The 15,487-nt window shown below is 65.0% G+C and carries 14 protein-coding genes and 3 tRNA genes; 13 read left to right on the plus strand and 4 right to left on the minus strand.

Going from position 1 to position 15,487, the window contains the following annotated elements; all coding sequences use genetic code 11:
- The 3 genes from VGE27_RS08670 to cutA form a co-directional block, all read right to left on the minus strand.
- On the minus strand, nt 1-644 hold a 644-nt coding region (locus tag VGE27_RS08670; protein WP_331049257.1), incomplete at its 3' end, for a putative ABC transporter permease subunit.
- Nucleotides 637-1,392, minus strand: a complete 756-nt coding sequence (locus tag VGE27_RS08675; RefSeq protein ID WP_414653549.1) for an ABC transporter ATP-binding protein — start codon at nt 1,390-1,392, stop codon at nt 637-639. The genes VGE27_RS08670 and VGE27_RS08675, both read right to left, overlap by 8 nt.
- A 26-nt stretch (nt 1,393-1,418) precedes the next feature.
- Nucleotides 1,419-1,763, minus strand: coding sequence for a divalent-cation tolerance protein CutA (gene cutA, locus VGE27_RS08680; protein ID WP_331049259.1), 345 nt, complete (start codon nt 1,761-1,763; stop codon nt 1,419-1,421).
- Nucleotides 1,764-1,845: 82 nt separating this feature from the next.
- Between cutA and uvrA the strand changes: the two genes are divergently transcribed.
- The 6 genes from uvrA to VGE27_RS08710 all read left to right on the plus strand — a co-directional run bounded on the left by uvrA (nt 1,846) and on the right by VGE27_RS08710 (nt 8,718).
- Nucleotides 1,846-4,764 carry an excinuclease ABC subunit UvrA gene (uvrA, locus tag VGE27_RS08685; RefSeq protein ID WP_331049260.1) on the plus strand — a complete coding sequence of 973 codons (2,919 nt, stop codon included), beginning with the start codon at nt 1,846-1,848 and terminating at the stop codon, nt 4,762-4,764.
- A 69-nt stretch (nt 4,765-4,833) separates the two neighbouring features.
- Nucleotides 4,834-5,502 (plus strand): L-serine ammonia-lyase, iron-sulfur-dependent subunit beta, encoded by a 669-nt coding sequence (gene sdaAB, locus VGE27_RS08690; protein WP_331049261.1) that lies wholly within the window; start codon nt 4,834-4,836, stop codon nt 5,500-5,502.
- 41 nt (nt 5,503-5,543) lie between these two features.
- Complete coding sequence (gene sdaAA, locus VGE27_RS08695; protein ID WP_331049262.1) at nt 5,544-6,428, plus strand: L-serine ammonia-lyase, iron-sulfur-dependent, subunit alpha; 885 nt, start codon at nt 5,544-5,546, stop codon at nt 6,426-6,428.
- Nucleotide 6,429: 1 nt separating this feature from the next.
- Nucleotides 6,430-7,380 carry a hypothetical protein gene (locus tag VGE27_RS08700; protein ID WP_331049263.1) on the plus strand — a complete coding sequence of 317 codons (951 nt, stop codon included), beginning with the start codon at nt 6,430-6,432 and terminating at the stop codon, nt 7,378-7,380.
- A 75-nt stretch (nt 7,381-7,455) separates the two neighbouring features.
- Complete coding sequence (locus tag VGE27_RS08705; protein WP_331049264.1) at nt 7,456-7,860, plus strand: YbjN domain-containing protein; 405 nt, start codon at nt 7,456-7,458, stop codon at nt 7,858-7,860.
- 3 nt (nt 7,861-7,863) lie between these two features.
- A complete protein-coding gene (locus tag VGE27_RS08710; protein WP_331049265.1) occupies nt 7,864-8,718 on the plus strand; it encodes a PspA/IM30 family protein in 855 nt (284 codons plus the stop codon).
- 115 nt (nt 8,719-8,833) lie between these two features.
- On the opposite strand, the gene VGE27_RS19545 is transcribed toward VGE27_RS08710, so the two are convergent.
- On the minus strand, nt 8,834-9,220 hold the full coding sequence (locus VGE27_RS19545) for a four helix bundle protein (protein WP_414653550.1): 387 nt from the start codon (nt 9,218-9,220) through the stop codon (nt 8,834-8,836).
- Between the two features lie 217 nt (nt 9,221-9,437).
- Here VGE27_RS19545 and VGE27_RS08715 point away from each other — a divergent pair, with 217 nt between their 5' ends.
- From VGE27_RS08715 to VGE27_RS08745, 7 genes are all read left to right on the plus strand, one after another.
- Nucleotides 9,438-10,031, plus strand: a complete 594-nt coding sequence (locus VGE27_RS08715) for a hypothetical protein (RefSeq protein ID WP_331049266.1) — start codon at nt 9,438-9,440, stop codon at nt 10,029-10,031.
- Between the two features lie 105 nt (nt 10,032-10,136).
- Complete coding sequence (gene cysS / locus VGE27_RS08720; protein ID WP_331049267.1) at nt 10,137-11,558, plus strand: cysteine--tRNA ligase; 1,422 nt, start codon at nt 10,137-10,139, stop codon at nt 11,556-11,558.
- Between the two features lie 93 nt (nt 11,559-11,651).
- Nucleotides 11,652-11,724, plus strand: a tRNA-Thr gene (locus tag VGE27_RS08725).
- Between the two features lie 34 nt (nt 11,725-11,758).
- Nucleotides 11,759-11,841, plus strand: a tRNA-Tyr gene (locus tag VGE27_RS08730).
- Nucleotides 11,842-11,890: 49 nt separating this feature from the next.
- Nucleotides 11,891-11,963: transfer RNA gene (locus tag VGE27_RS08735), tRNA-Gly, on the plus strand.
- Nucleotides 11,964-12,222: 259 nt separating this feature from the next.
- Entirely contained in the window at nt 12,223-12,744 is a 522-nt protein-coding gene (locus tag VGE27_RS08740) for an ECF-type sigma factor (RefSeq protein ID WP_331049268.1), read from the plus strand.
- A gap of 38 nt (nt 12,745-12,782) precedes the next feature.
- The gene (locus tag VGE27_RS08745) at nt 12,783-15,482 is read left to right on the plus strand and encodes a serine/threonine-protein kinase (protein ID WP_331049269.1); all 2,700 of its coding nucleotides are present in this window, start codon (nt 12,783-12,785) and stop codon (nt 15,480-15,482) included.
- Nucleotides 15,483-15,487 lie beyond the last annotated feature (5 nt).

Raw genomic sequence — 15,487 nt, forward strand, 5'->3', positions numbered from 1 at the left:
ACCACCAGACCGGCCACGGCGAGTGCGGTGATCACACTCAACAGGTCGCGCGTACGACGGGCGGGAAACACGTTCACCAGCAGCAACGTGGCCGTGGAGCCCAGCGCGGCAGGAATGAACAGAAAGGGCGTCACGGTGACCAGCGTGAACAGCACGAAACCCACGCCGCCGCCGTACGCCACACCATACGCTGCAAGAATGGGGATCAGCAGCAGCGCCACCATCCAGCTCGAATGCAGGGCCGTCTCGAGCAGGCGCGCGCGATACAGTGCCCCCGCGCGAACGGGCGCGGCCGCGAGTTGATCGAGGTCGCGAGCGAGAAAGAAATTCGACAGCGCCGCGATGGTGTTCGACAGCAGCAGGATGGTCCCGAACGATAACAGGATCATCGCCAGCAACTTGGCCGCGAGCAGCGTACCAATGTCCTCCGCGCTGCGGAAGTAGCGCAGCAGCTTCAACGCGAGCGCAAACGCACCGGCCCAGAATCCGAGGCCCAGCAGGCTCACCACGACCAGACGACGCAGGTCGCCCTTCTCGTGGCGCTCGGCTCGGTGTCGCGCCATCTGCCACTTGGGCGCAAGCAGACGCCACGCACTGCCGGTGCCGGCGTAGGCGGACATGCCGTCCGCGGCCAGGTCAGGCATCGAGCACTTCCATCAGATCACGTGCGGCACCGTCTCCCGTGAGACGGAGGAAAATGTCCTCGAGCGCGTCATCCGTGCCTGAGGCCTGCTGCAGGTCGTGCATGGTGCCACACGCCACCAACTCACCGCGCTGCATGATGCCGATGCGATCACACATGCCTTCGGCGATCTCCAGCGTGTGTGTGGACATCATCACCGTGTGGCCGCGTCGTGTGTACTCGCGGAACAGATCCTTGAGGATCTTCGACGACTTGGGATCGAGACCGACCATGGGCTCGTCCACCACGATCACCTTGGGGCGATGCACGAAGGCGCTGGCGATGATGAGCTTCTGTCGCATGCCGTGGCTGTAGCTCTCCACCAGTTCGTCGCGCCACGGCTCGAGGTCGAACAGTGCGAGCAATTCTTCGCCCCGCTTGTCGACATCGCCGCCCTGTTGGCCGTAGAGCCCCGCTGAGAAACGGAGGAACTCCATGCCGGTGAGCTTTTCGTAGATGAAGGGCCGGTCCGGGATGAAGCCCAGTGCCCGCTTGGCGGCGATCGGGGCATCGCGCAGGTCATGCCCAGCGATGCGGATCGTGCCGGCGGTGGGCTGCAGGATCCCGGAGATCATGCGCATGGTGGTGGTCTTGCCGGCGCCATTGGGGCCAAGAAAGCCAAAGAGCTCTCCGGCCGGCACCACAAGGTCGAGGGAGCGAACGGCCGTGAACGTGCCGTAGCGCTTGCTGAGCGACGTGATCTCGATCATGCCTTTCAGACGATCACGCACACCCTCTACGCAACTTCCTCACGCACCCACTGCAGATAGGCGGGCAGGCCATCCGCCGTCGGCATCACGAGCAGCTCCGGCACGTCGTACGGGTGGTGTGACAGCATGTGCTCGCGCAGCAACGGCACCCTCGCGGCGGTGGTCTTGAGCAGGGCGATGGTTTCTGTGCCTTCCTCCAATTGCCCCTGCCAGCGGTACAGCGACGTGGCCCCGGGCAGCAACGACACACAGGCCACCAGGCGCGCGTCGAGAAACGTCCGGGCGAAGGCCCGGGCATCGAGATCCGGGGGGAGCGCTGTGATGGCCACCACCACAGTGTCGGGCGGCAGCAGTGGGTCGGATGATGTCATGGCGGGCTGGGACGGACGCACGGTGGGATGTGCCAGGGGGCGGGGTTGTTTCCGCCCGGTGGTTCTCGCAGCTTCAAAGACTATGTCCGAATCGGTAAATCCGGCGCCGGGCGTGAAGCCCTCGGAAGCGCTCATCGTGCGTGGTGCACGCGAGCACAACCTGCGCAACATCAGTGTGACGATCCCACGCGACAAGCTCACCGTGGTCACGGGGCTGTCGGGATCTGGCAAGTCGTCACTGGCTTTTGATACCATCTACGCGGAAGGACAGCGACGCTACGTGGAGTCGCTGTCCGCCTACGCACGGCAGTTTCTGGGGCTCATGGAGAAGCCCGACGTCGACGCCATCGAAGGGCTGTCGCCGGCCATCTCCATCGAGCAGAAGTCGGCCGGACACAATCCGCGATCGACGGTAGGTACCGTCACCGAGATCTACGACTATCTGCGCCTGTTGTACGCGCGCGGTGGTACGCCGCACTGCCCCAACTGCGGGCGCCCGGTGCAGCGGCAAAGCCCCGTGCAGATCGCCGAGTTGATTCTCGCGTGGCCTGAGGGCACACGCATCGAGATCCGCTCGCCGCTGGTGCAGGAGCGCAAGGGTGAGTTCCGCGAGCTGTTCGAGAACGCCCGCAAGCAGGGGTTTGTGCGCGCGGTGGTGGACGGCGAACTGATCGAACTCGCGGACCCGCCAAAGCTGAACCGCCGGCTCAATCACTCCATTTCTGTCGTCGTCGATCGGCTGGTGGTGCGCCCGGACGACCGTGGCCGCATCACCGATTCCATCGAGACGGCGCTGCGCCTGGCCGAAGGGCTTGCCGAAGTCGTGCGGCATGACGGCGATGAGCCGTCCACCGAGATGTTCTCCGAGCGCTACGGCTGCCCGGCGTGCGGCATCTCCATGCCCGAGCTCGAGCCGCGACACTTCTCGTTCAACTCGCCGTTCGGTGCCTGCGAGACCTGCAGTGGCCTTGGCACCACACGCAGTGTGAGCGAAGAACTCATCCTCGGCGATCCCTCGATCTCCATTCTCGAGGGTGTGGTGCTGCCGTGGGGCGAACCCGATGGGTATCTCCGCAAGGTGATTCTCCCAGGGCTCGCGAAGCTGCTCGCGTTCGACCTCAATGCGCCGTGGGGCAAGCTGTCGGCCAAGGTGCGCCAGCAATTGCTGTATGGCATGGGCGATGCGCCGCCCCGTGCCCGCAAGGGCGTGAAGAAGGCGGCCAAGGGCGCTGCAGCGAAGACCGCGGCCAAGACGGCCGCAAAGGCGGCGGCTGAGAGTTCGTGGGAAGGCATCGTCGCCCATGTGCAGCGTCGTTACGACGAAAGCAGCTCCGACGGCGTGCGTCTCGAACTCGAGGCGTTCATGGTGGCCGCGCCTTGCCCGTCATGCGAGGGACGCCGCCTGCGCCCGGAGTCGCTGGCGGTCACGGTGCATGGCCGCAACCTCGGCGAAGTGGTGGAGCAGAGCGTCGTCGACGCGCTCGAGTTCTTCGACGATGTCCCGGTGCGTGGCAACGGAAAGCCCGGTCTCGATCCGGGCATTGCCGGGCCGATCCTCAAGGAAGTGCGTGAGCGCTTGCGTTTCCTCGTGGATGTGGGGCTCGACTATCTCACACTCAATCGCAGCGCCGAATCGCTCTCTGGTGGTGAGGCGCAGCGTATCCGCCTGGCCACACAGATTGGCTCACGTCTTGTGGGGGTGCTGTATATCCTCGACGAGCCGAGCATCGGCCTGCACCAGCGCGACAACGGCCGTCTGCTCACGACGCTCAAGCAGCTGCGCGACCTGGGCAACACGGTCATCGTGGTGGAGCACGACGAGGAGACCATCCGCGACGCGGACTATCTCATCGATCTAGGGCCGGGGGCGGGCAAGCACGGTGGTGAAGTGATCGCCGCCGGTTCGGTGCAGGATGTGATGGCCAATCCGGCATCGATCACTGGCGCGTACCTCACCGGTGCGCGCAAGGTGGACGTGCCCAAGAAGCGTCGCCCGCGTGATCCCGCGCGGACGCTCACCGTGCACGGCGCGCGCGAGCACAATCTCAAGGATGTCACGGCGGAGTTCCCGCTCGGCATGTTCGTCGCTGTGACGGGTGTGTCCGGTTCGGGCAAGTCGACACTGGTTACCGACATCCTGCAGAAGGCGCTGTCGCGGTATTTCTATCGGGCGCGGGTGATTCCGGGCGCGCACACGCGCATCACGGGTCTCGAGCATCTCGACAAGATCATCGACATCGACCAGAGCCCCATCGGTCGCACACCGCGTTCCAATCCGGCCACGTACACGGGCGTGTTCACGCCGGTGCGCGAGCTGTTCGCCGAATTGCCGGAAGCGAAGATCCGCGGCTACGGACCGGGGCGTTTCTCGTTCAACGTGAAGGGCGGCCGGTGTGAAGCGTGTCAGGGCGACGGGCTGGTGAAGATCGAGATGCATTTCCTGCCCGATGTCTTTGTGCCATGCGATGTGTGCAAGGGCAAGCGCTTCAATCGTGAAACGCTGGAAGTGCGCTTCCGGGGCCTCAGCATTTCAGAAGTGCTCGACCTCACCGTCGAAGATGCGTGCGGTGTGTTCGAGCATCAGCCGCGCATCGTGCAGAAGCTCGAGACGCTGCGTGATGTGGGACTCGGCTACATCCACCTTGGCCAGAGTGCGACCACGCTGTCCGGTGGTGAGGCGCAGCGCGTGAAGCTGGCCACGGAACTGTCCAAGCGTGACACCGGACGCACGTTGTACATACTCGACGAGCCCACCACGGGTCTGCACTTCGAGGACGTGCGTGTGCTGCTGGGTGTGATGCACAAGCTGGTGGATCGTGGCAATACGATCCTCGTCATCGAACACAATCTCGATGTCATCAAGACCGCCGACTGGATCGTGGACATGGGTCCGGAAGGCGGTGTGCGTGGTGGTACGATCGTCGCGCAGGGCACGCCGGAAGCGGTGGCCAAGGTGCGGGAGAGCCACACCGGTCATTATCTGCGACCATTGCTGCGTTGAGGGGTAGCGGGGTAGGCTTCGTGTTCCGACACGGTCTGCCCCGCTCGTTCACTTCCCACCCCGCGTTCCGTGGTTTCCCTCCTCGATATCATCGGCCCTGTCATGGTTGGGCCGAGCTCCAGCCATACCGCTGGCGCCTGCCGTCTGGGGCTGCTGGCCCGCTGCCTGGTGGGCGGCACACCGGAGCGTGCGCTCATCGAGCTGCATGGGTCCTTTGCCCGCACGGGTGAAGGGCACGGCACCGACAAGGCCATCGTGGGCGGGCTCATGGGCTTTCGCCCCGATGACGAGCGTCTGCGTACCGCGCTCGAGATCATGGACCGCGAAGGGCTCGACTACAAGTTCGAGAAGACCACGCTTGGCGATGATGCCCACCCCAACACGGTGCGCATCACGCTGGAGCGTGGCGGCCGCAAATCGCAGATGCTGGGCGCCTCCCTTGGTGCAGGCCGAGTGCTGGTGACCGAAATCGATGGCTATCCGGTCGAAGTGCCGGGCAACAGCGACACCATCGTGCTCGTCGCGGAAGACGTGAAGGGCTCGGTGGCGCGTATTGCCGGGTTGCTCGCCGATGCGCAGCTCAACATCGCCACACTCAAGCTCACGCGAAAAGAGCGCGGTGGTGATGCGTTCATGGTGATCGAAGTGGATGAGCGTCCCAACGAAGAAGTGCGTGATGCCATTCGTGCGCTGAGTTGGGTGAAGTGGGCCTTCCGTCTCGACAAGGTGAGTGCATGAACATGCCGCGTCGTTTCATCACGACCGCAGGAGTCCGCTAGATGTATCGCAGCCTGGCAACAGCCATTCAGGACGCCGAAGCGCGTGGTGTGACACTGTCCACCGTCGCGCTCGAGGTGGAAGCGAAGGATCAGGGTCGTCCGGTGAGTGAGATCCGCGATGCCCTGCGTCGTGCGCTGGTGGTGATGCGCGAAGCGGTGGATCGTGGCCTCGTGGGCGATCTCATGTCGTCGTCAGGGCTGGTGGGCGGTGATGCTGCGAAGATGCGCACTGGCCCGGATGGTCCGCTCAGTGGCACGCCATTTCGTGATGTGCTGGCGCGCGCACTCGCTGTGCAGGAAGTCAACGCCGCCATGGGCGTGATCGTGGCAGCGCCCACGGCGGGTGGCGCCGGTGTGCTGCCCGGTGTGCTCACCGGGTTGGCCAAGGCGCGTGGCATCGACGACGAGCGATTGGTCGATGCACTGGCCACCGCAGGACTCATCGGCGCGGTCGTGGCCGATCGCGCGTCGTTGTCTGGCGCCGAGGGCGGATGTCAGGCCGAGACGGGCGCGGCAGCGGGCATGGCCGCAGGTGCGGCAGTGGAGATGCTGGGCGGTACACCGCGGCAGGTGGGACATGCGACCGCGCTGGCGCAGCAGGGCACGCTGGGGTTGGTGTGCGATCCGCTGGGTGGGCTCGTGGAATTGCCGTGTGTGTTCCGCAATGCGACAGGTGCCGCGATCGCGCTGGCGGCTATCGAGATGGCGATGGCCGGCATCGAGTTTGCAATCCCGGCCGATGAAGTGATCGACACGATGGGTGAGATCGGCGCGAGCATGGATGTGCGGTATCGCGAAACGGCGGGTGGTGGTTTGGCGGCCACGCCCACCGGACGCCGTCTGGCCAAGGAACGTCTGTACGATCTCAAGCGCGCCGGCGGCTGACGTGCCATCGCGCATCGCCGTACGCCTTGCTGGTGCGCTCACGATCACGATGGCTTCACTGGCCGCGTTGACGGCGTGTGATGGCATCGGGCGGCTGCGCACCACGTGGGTGGCCGATGGTGATGTGGTGTTACGCGAAACGGTGCGCGCCGGGCGTCTGACCGATCAGGATCTGCGCGAAGCCTCGGGCCTCACGCCGTCGCAGCGGGAGCCCGGCATGTTCTGGTTCCTCAATGACAGTGGCAACGACGAACGTCTGTTCGCCGCCGACAGCGCTGGGCGCGCGCTGGGCACCGTGTGGGTGACGGGCACGCGCAATCAGGACTGGGAGGCTCTGTCGTCAGGCCCATGTCCCGAAGGGCATTGCCTGTACATCGCTGATACGGGCGACAACATGGCGCTGCGTCCGGTGGTGCAGTTGCTGCGCCTGCCGGAGCCATCACGTACCGCGCGCGAGGTGCCGCTCGCGCAGACGTTGACCCTGCGCTACGCCGACGGGGCACACGATGTGGAAGCGATGTACGTGGCGCCCGACACCAGTGTGTGGCTGATCACCAAGCGCCCCACCACCAATGACGGCGGCGCATTCCGGCCGGTGCGGGTGTATCGCGTGCCGCCAGAGGCCTGGGGCAGTACGGAACCGGTGACCGTGTCCGTGATGGATTCGTTGCCCGTGGTGCCGGTGCGGCGTTCATCACGCGACTGGGTGACCGATGCCAGCCTGTCGGCGCCAGACTCCACAGGCCGCCGCCGCCTCGCCCTGCTGACCTATGGGGCCGTGCATATCTTCGAGGTCGACAGCGCGTCTGGGCGCCCGGGAGCCGCGGTGGCCAGGTGTTCGCTCCCCATCCATGAACGGAGTGCGGAAGGCATCACCTGGCTCCCCGACGGTCGGATCCTGCTGGTCAACGAGGGGCGGGGCGGGGTGATGTACGCGGGCCTTTGCCCCTGAGGGTATCTTCAGGACGAAACGAATCGTCCTGGCACGCCGTACGGCAGGACATCCGAACCTACAGGAACCGCTCTTATGGTCACGCGTGAAGACATCGAGGCCTTCCTCGATCGCTTGAGTGCCGATGGTGCCACCCATGAGGAAGTCGAACCGGGCCTTTGGGCCGTCACGCCAGGCGGCGCGCTCGATTTTGCCGTGGTTGTGACGCACAACCCGCCGGTGGTGGTGATGCGCGTGAAGGTGATGGCGCTGCCCGCCGATGCGACCGATGCGGCGGCACTCAATCGCCGCCTGCTGGAACTCAACGCGACGGACCTGCTGCACGGGGCGTACGGCATCGAAGGCGATGCTGTGGTGCTCACCGAAGCGCTCGAACTCGCCCATCTCGATTTCGAGGAGTTCCTCGCATCTTTCGAAAGCATGACACTCTCGCTCACCACGCATATGCGTGAGCTGGCCGCCTTCCGCGAGGCTCGCTGATCCATGGGTATCTTCGATCGTCTTTCGACTGTCATCAAGTCGAACCTCAACGACCTCATCTCCTCGGCGGAAAACCCCGAGAAGATGCTGAATCAGATCATCGTCGACATGCGCGACCAGTTGGCGAAGGCCAAGCAGCAGGTCGCTGCCGCCATTGCCGACGAAAAGCGTCTCAAGGACCAGGCGGACGCCGAGTTCAAGCTCTCCGACGACTGGGAAAAGCGGGCGATGCTCGCCGTGCAGGAAGGGCGTGATGACCTGGCCCGTCAGGCGCTCATGCGCGGTCAGGAGCATCTCGAACACGGTCAGGCACTCGCCACCACGTGGGAAGCGCACAAGATCGAAACCGAAAAGCTCAAGCAGTCGCTGCGCGATCTGAACGACAAGATCGAGGAAGCCAAGCGCAAGAAGAATCTGCTGCTGGCCCGTCAGCGTCGTGCCGAGGCGCAGGCGCGGATTTCGCAGACCATGTCGGGGCTGTCGAACAACTCGGCGTTCGATGCGTTCGCGCGGATGGAAGAGAAGATCACGTCCAACGAACGGCAGTTGCAGGCGGCGCAGGAAATCGACGAGGAGTTCAGCGGCGACCGATTGGCGGGCGAGTTCAAGCAGCTCGAACGTGCGTCGGGCGGCGCGAGTGCCGATATGCAGCTGCAGCTGCTCAAGCAGCGCATGGGTGTGCTGTCGGCGGGCGCTCCCACGTCGGCCCGTCAGCTCGCGGCTGGGGCCGCGGAGCCGGCCGCACCCGCGGAACCGCCGGCGCAGTTGTCGGCTGGCAAGACGGATGACAAGAAGACGGGAGAGGCGGAATTGATCGCTGAGATTGAGCAGCTGCGCGATATCAATCCTCGCTCCTGAACTACGGGTGGTTGTTGTGTGCGCCGAAGCGTCGGGAGTGAGCCGATGCTTCGGCGTGGTCCTTTTGGGGCGCGGGGTTTTAGGGTGCTTGGTGGGAGGCTGTAGGTGGTGGGTGTTAGGTAGCGGATGGATCGGTTGATGGGCGTGGCGCCAAGTGTTTGTGCAGGGCGATCAGTTGGCGGCGAGTGCTGTTGCAGCGGCTGATCAGCTCCTCGCATTCGGCATGTGGAAGTGCGCGGGTATCGCGCGCCAGCAGCAAATGATTGGTCACCTCATTGGCGGAACCGATGGCGATGCCAAGGAATCGCGCGAACTGTGCGGGCGACGGTTGGCCGGCACCTTCAGCGATGTTGGCAGCGATCGATGCGGACGCTCGCCGAAGTTGGAGGATGAGCGCTGCCCGACCGCGTGCGGCCCTGCCGCACACCCGCTCCGTCTCGACTGCGAACGCATGCGCCGCATGCCATACCCTGAGCTTGGTGAAGTCTTGCATGCCGTCCATTCTCGCACGCACCTATGCCATCTCCTTCACTGAATCATCGCCCCCGTTCTCCTCACAACGCCCAAGCCAGTCCAACCCACCACCTACCACCTACGGCCTCCCACCAAGCCCCCTAAAACCCACCATCCAGCAGTTCCCGTAGTCCCAAGCGTCCATTTCACCCAACCCGCAATGTTCTGATGACACTCCTCAAAGCACCGTGTCGCATAGTCGACCCGTGCAAGCCTCCCCTCTTCTCTCCCTGCTGAACGCCACCGCCGTCTGGCACTCGGGTCTCCCTCCCGCCTGTCTCGCCTCGGTGCGCTTTCTCGACGCGGTCTCTCTGACCGTGAGCCGCGGCGACTGCATCATCATTCGCCACCGCGATCCCGCAGCCGCCGGCGTCCTGTTGTCCGTCCTGGCCGGCCACCCCGCGACCCTCTCCCCTGCGCATTGGAACGGTCAGCGAAACGCGAGTACCGGCCTGCGCATCCGTCGCGCCGCCATTCGCGTCGGAGCCATGCCGTGGATTCTCGAAGGCTGGCAATCCATTGCTCCCGCCTCAGCATCTGTGAGTCCGCCACGCGCCGTCGCGGAACCCTCGCTGACCCGCACCCCGATGGTGCATCTGCTCCGGGCTTCGCGGGATGCCACACTCTCGGCGTTCGAAGGCCGGCAGTGGCAGCGATGGGCGCGATCCCAGGCCATGCAAGGCAATGCGGTGGTCCTTGTGGCCCAGGCCCTTCCAGCGACGCCACCACCGCGGCTCGGACAGTCCGCCGCGCCATCGGTCCGGGAACTGCAGTTTCGGCACGGCCGCCTGCTCCCTTAGTCCACGAGGAGGGACCGGTGCGCTAGATTCCCATGGTTCCCACCCTCGCCCGCCCGCAAAAATCGGCCGGTTCGGGGCGTATTTGTGTCCTCACGTACTGCCGCCATGCCCGAGTTCCGCCTGTACAACACGCTCACGCGCCGCGTGGAGCCGTTCGCACCCGTCGATGGTCAAACGGTGCGTATGTACACGTGTGGACCGACGGTCTATAACCCCGCCCACCTCGGCAACTTCCGCACGTTCCTCTTCGAGGATCTGCTGCGGCGTGTCATTCGTCTGGCCGGCTGGCAGGTCGAGCAGGTGATGAACCTGACCGATGTGGATGACAAGATCATCCGCAAGGCAGCAGCGACCGGGCAGGACATTCTGCAGGTCACGGAACCGTTCACGGCGCTCTTTCATCAGGATCGCCGGTATCTGCGCATCGAAGATGCCGAGCGGTATCCGAAAGCCACCGAGCACATTCCGGAGATGATCGAGCTGGTGGAACGGCTCGTCGCCAACGGCGTGGCGTATATGGCCGAAGACGGCTCGGTGTATTTCGCCATCGACCGCTTCCCCGACTACGGCAAGTTGTCGCAGCTCGACAAGCGCGAAGTGAAGAGCGGCGCCCGCGTGGCGCAGGACGAATACGCCAAGGAAAACGCGCAGGACTTCGCCCTCTGGAAAAGCGCCAAGCCGGAAGACGAAGCCACCGGCGCCGCATGGGATTCCCCATGGGGACGCGGGCGTCCGGGTTGGCACCTCGAGTGCTCCGCCATGGCCATGAAGTACCTCGGCGAAACGTTCGATCTGCACGCCGGTGGCATCGATCTCATCTTCCCGCACCACGAAGACGAAATCGCGCAGAGCGAAGCCGCGACGGGCAAGCAGTTCGCGCGGTGCTGGTGCCATGGTGAGTTTCTGCTCACCGATGGTGCCAAGATGGCCAAGCGTATCGGCAACGTGGCCAACGTGGTCGAGCTGCGTGAGCAGGCCATCAGTGGTACGGTGTATCGCCACTTCGTGTTCAACGCGCACTACCGGAAGCAGCTCAACCTGTCGGAAGACTCGCTCGATCAGTCTCGCGCTGCGGTGAATCGCATCGGCGCATTCGCGCGCCGACTCGCCGAGTCGTCGTTGGGCACGCCCGCACTGGTCGTGGCATCGGAGCGGGCGGAGCAGGCGTTTCTTGCGGCGCTGTTTGACGATCTGAACGCCCCCGAAGCGCTGGCGGCCCTGTTCACGTTCATCTCCGAAGCCAATCGTGAGCTCGACCTCGCGGCGGCCGAGCCGGCCATTGGCGATGCGTCGGCGCTGGCCCGTGCCCGTCAGGCGTTCAGTCTCATGGACAGTGTGCTCGATCTGGTGCCGGAGCAGGAGGCGGACGGGGAGCTCGCGGCGTGGGTGGAAGGCCGGCTGGCCGCACGTCGGGCAGCCCGGGAGCGCCGGGATTTCGCGGCCGCCGACGCCATCCGGGTCGAACTGACCGAACGGAACATCCTCATTGAGGACGGTCCGTCCGGCACCCGATGGCGGCAGGGCTGAGGGGAATGGCGCCTGACTTACCGGTCCAGGCGCCACCTACCCAAAGGGGGACACCCCGATTATCCTTGGGGACTCCGGGAGTTCGGGTCCTTCGCTGACGTAGCTCAGTTGGTAGAGCAGCTGATTTGTAATCAGCAGGTCAGGGGTTCGAGCCCCCTCGTCAGCTTTTGTCACCGACCGGTGCAGATGCCGGCGGACTTGGTGGGGTACTCAAGTGGCCAACGAGATCAGACTGTAAATCTGACGGCGCAAGCCTTCGAAGGTTCGAATCCTTCCCCCACCACTCGTAGTTGCAGGACTGGCCGAAAGGTCAGAAGTTGCAAGCCAGCCTTGCGGGAGTAGCTCAGCTGGTAGAGCGCAAGCCTTCCAAGCTTGATGTCGCGGGTTCGAGCCCCGTCTCCCGCTCTGTCGTTTTCACCAGACGCCGACCACCTGGTCGGCGTCTGGCGTTTCCGGGTGTGAGAAGAGCTGGATGCTCCCCGAGTGCTTCCCGAGTGCTTCCCGAGCCACCGCTGCACCAACGCACCGTGACGGTTTTGCGACAACTGCTGCGCAATGCCAGGTGACCCGCGCTCCCGCGCGCGATGTCGTCCCGGACTCCGTTTGTCGCCATGCCGTACTTTCGCCGATTGCTGCAACCCCAGCCCACACCCACATTGATTGGGTGTCTGCGGATCAGGCCGCTCTCGATGCGCTCTTCAGCCTCACCTACGAAGAGCTGCACCGCCTTGCACAGCGTGTGCGGCGGGGCGAGCCCGGCGTGTCGCTGTCGCCGACCACGCTCGTCAACGAGGCCTGGCTCAAGCTCTCGGCCACACCCGCCGCGGCCAATACTTCGCCGCTGCACTTCAAGCGCATCGCCGCGCGTGCGATGCGGCAGGTGCTCGTCGAAGCCGCCCGTCGCCGACAAGCCACCAAACGGGGCGGACGTGATGCCGTGCACATCACGCTCGATCAGCAGGCCGCACCGGCAGATGCGAGTGACAACGTGATCGCGCTCCACGACGCGCTCGACCGCCTCGCGCTGCTGGCGCCACGTCAGGCACAACTCGTCGAAAGTCGCTACTTCGGCGGTCTCGAGGTGCGGGAGGCCGCGGAGTTGCTTGGTATCAGTGAATCGACCGCACTGCGCGATTGGCGACTCGCCCGCGCGTGGCTGGCGCGCGAGCTCCAGGCCGCGCGTTGAGCGCCGGCGACGTGTCGGGTACCATGTCGGACGACGCCATGTCAGAAGACCCCGTGGCGACATACTGGGCCCAGGTGCAGGCCTTGTTCGAGGCGGTGATGGATCTGCCTCCCGATGACCAGCTACGCGAGCTACATGAGCGCACCGTCGACACCGTACTGCGCGAAGAGGTGATCGCGCTGCTGCACGCCGACCGGGGATCGGCGGGTCTCATCGATCTGCCACTCGAACAGGTTGCCGCTCGGCTCATCGACGACGCCGATGGCTACCGCGGTCGCCTTGTGGGACCTTATCGTCTTCAGTCGTTGCTGGGCGAGGGAGGCATGGGCGTGGTGTATCGCGCTGAACGCGATGACGTGGCGCGCCCTGTGGCGGTGAAGATTCTGCGGGACGCGGCGCTGTCGCCGGCGCGTCGCGCCCGATTCCTCGCCGAGCGTCACACACTGGCGCAGCTCATGCATCCCGCGGTGGCGCAGCTGTACGATGCGGGTACGCTCGAAGACGGCACGCCATGGTTCGCCATGGAGCATGTGGCTGGCGTGCCGCTCGATGTGTATTGCACGCAGCATCCCCTCGATCTCGATGCGCGCCTCGCCCTCATGGAGCGTGTGTGTGATGCCGTGCAGCACGCGCACGAACATGCCATCGTGCACCGCGATCTCAAACCGTCCAATGTGCTGGTCACGGTAACGGGTGAGGTGAAGCTGCTGGACTTCGGCATCGCCAAGCAGCTCGACGCGGTCTCTGAGGAACAGGGTCCCGCGCGCGACGCGGTCACACGCTCGCAACTGCGCCTCATGACGCCCGCCTATGCTGCTCCGGAGCAGGTGCGTGGTGAGACCATTGGTGTGTACACCGATGTCTATGCGCTCGGGGTGATGCTGTATCAGCTCACTGCAGGCCGGCTACCGTTCGACCTGTCACGGTCGACACCTGGCGAAGCACTCACGGAGATCGTCGAACGCGAACCGGAGCGCGTCAGTGCTGTTGCGCAGCGCAATACGGCAGCCTGGGTAGCGGATGTGCGAAGGGGGCAGTGGGATGATCTCGATCTCCTGTGCCGCACCGCGATGCACAAGGATGCCGCGCGTCGATATCGCACGGTCGATGCACTTCGGCGCGACCTGCAGCATCTGCGACGCGGTGAGCCGCTCGAGGCTCACCCGGACAGCCTGTCCTATCGCGCCGCGAGATTCCTGCGCCGTCGCCGTCAGTTGGTCACGCTCCTTGGGGTCGTGGTGCTTTCACTCGGTGCCATCGGCGTGGCATCGGTTCGCCAGATCACGCGAGCCCGCGACGCCGCACGCGCCGAACTGCACCGTCGCAACGAACTGCAGCAATTCCTGCTCGCGCTCTTCAGTGGCAATGAACACGGTGCGCCGCCAGACAGCCTGCGAGTGCTGACGGTGGTCGAACGGGGTGAACGACAGGCAGCCATGCTGGAACGCGACCCGTCGGTGCAGGGCGATCTGCTGGTGGCATTGGCGCGCATCCAGCGGGCTCTCGGGCGCTACGATCGTGCGGATTCACTGGCGCAGGCCGGTATTGTTTCCCTTGGTCGGGCGAGCGACACGCTGGGCATCGCCACGGCGCTCATGACGCAGGCAGACATCCGGCTGGAGCAGGCGCTCTATCCGTCTGCCGATTCGTTGCTCGATGCGGCGCTGCACATGCTGCCGCGCAACACGACGACGAGTACGAACCGTTCGTGGTTGCAAGGGGATCGGGCAGCGGAAGTGGCCGACGCCGAAGCGCGATTGCAGGACCTGCGTGGTCGACGGCAGGTCCTGCAGGGTCACTATGATTCGGCGCGCACCACGCTGGATATAGCCCGAACACGGGCGCAGGGACGCGATGCGGATCCGATGCTGGTCGCCGACATTCTGGGCGACCTGGCCGATGTCGCCTTTTACAAGGGCGAACACGAACGTGCGGATTCACTCAATCGCGACGTGCTCGCGCGGGTGCAGCAACATGCCGGCCGGTTTCATCCACGGGTGGCCAGTACCATGGTGAACATCGGCGCGACGGCCTTCGAGCGTGGCCGATACGATGAGGCCGAGCGCTGGTTCCGAGATGCCCTGGCAATTGCCGAACAGTACTTCGGTACCTCGCACGTGCAGGTCGCGTCCACGCGCACCATGCTGGGGCGAGCGCTGGTCTATCAGAACCGCCTGGAAGAGGCCACGGAGGCCCTGCAACAGGCGCTGGTCGTGCAGGAAGCCAGTGTGGGGCGCAATCACCCCAGTGTGGCGAGCATTCTGAACGAACTGGGAAACGTGGCACTGCGTCGCGGCCAGCTCGACAGCGCCGACAACTACTTCGGTCGCATGGCGGAGGTGTACAGCGCGAGCAATGGCGACGCGCACTTCACTGTCGCGGTGGCGCTCTCCAATCGCGGTACGGTGGCCATGGAACGCAAGGACCTGCCCGCTGCCGAACGGTGGTTTCGTGAGGTGGTGCAGCGCTTTGCCGCAGCGCAGGGCGCGATGCATCTCAACACCGGCATTGCCCGCATCAAGCTCGGTCGCGCGCTCATCCGCCAGCGACGCTGGCGTGAGGGCATCGCGGAATCGGAAGCTGGCTACGAGGTCGTGAAGGCCGGCGCTGCTCCCGGTGTCAGCTTCCTGCAGGCAGCGCGGCGTGATCTGGCCATCGCGTTCGATTCACTGGGCCAGCGGGAGACGGCGAGCCGCTACCGGCGCGAAGCCGAGCAGCACGACCCGCCGAAGCCCTGATTCTG

The sequence above is a fragment of the Gemmatimonas sp. genome (assembly GCF_036405635.1).
Classification (GTDB): Bacteria; Gemmatimonadota; Gemmatimonadetes; order Gemmatimonadales; family Gemmatimonadaceae; genus Gemmatimonas.

Coding starts and splice junctions, on each gene's coding strand:
- VGE27_RS08705 (WP_331049264.1), top strand. CDS start 7,456: ATGGTCACGCGTGAAGACATCGAGGCCTTCCTCGATCGCTTGAGTGCC.
- VGE27_RS08745 (WP_331049269.1), top strand. CDS start 12,783: ATGTCAGAAGACCCCGTGGCGACATACTGGGCCCAGGTGCAGGCCTTG.
- cutA (WP_331049259.1), bottom strand. CDS start 1,763: ATGACATCATCCGACCCACTGCTGCCGCCCGACACTGTGGTGGTGGCC.
- VGE27_RS08675 (WP_414653549.1), bottom strand. CDS start 1,392: ATGATCGAGATCACGTCGCTCAGCAAGCGCTACGGCACGTTCACGGCC.
- VGE27_RS08710 (WP_331049265.1), top strand. CDS start 7,864: ATGGGTATCTTCGATCGTCTTTCGACTGTCATCAAGTCGAACCTCAAC.
- cysS (WP_331049267.1), top strand. CDS start 10,137: ATGCCCGAGTTCCGCCTGTACAACACGCTCACGCGCCGCGTGGAGCCG.
- uvrA (WP_331049260.1), top strand. CDS start 1,846: ATGTCCGAATCGGTAAATCCGGCGCCGGGCGTGAAGCCCTCGGAAGCG.
- sdaAA (WP_331049262.1), top strand. CDS start 5,544: ATGTATCGCAGCCTGGCAACAGCCATTCAGGACGCCGAAGCGCGTGGT.
- VGE27_RS19545 (WP_414653550.1), bottom strand. CDS start 9,220: ATGGACGGCATGCAAGACTTCACCAAGCTCAGGGTATGGCATGCGGCG.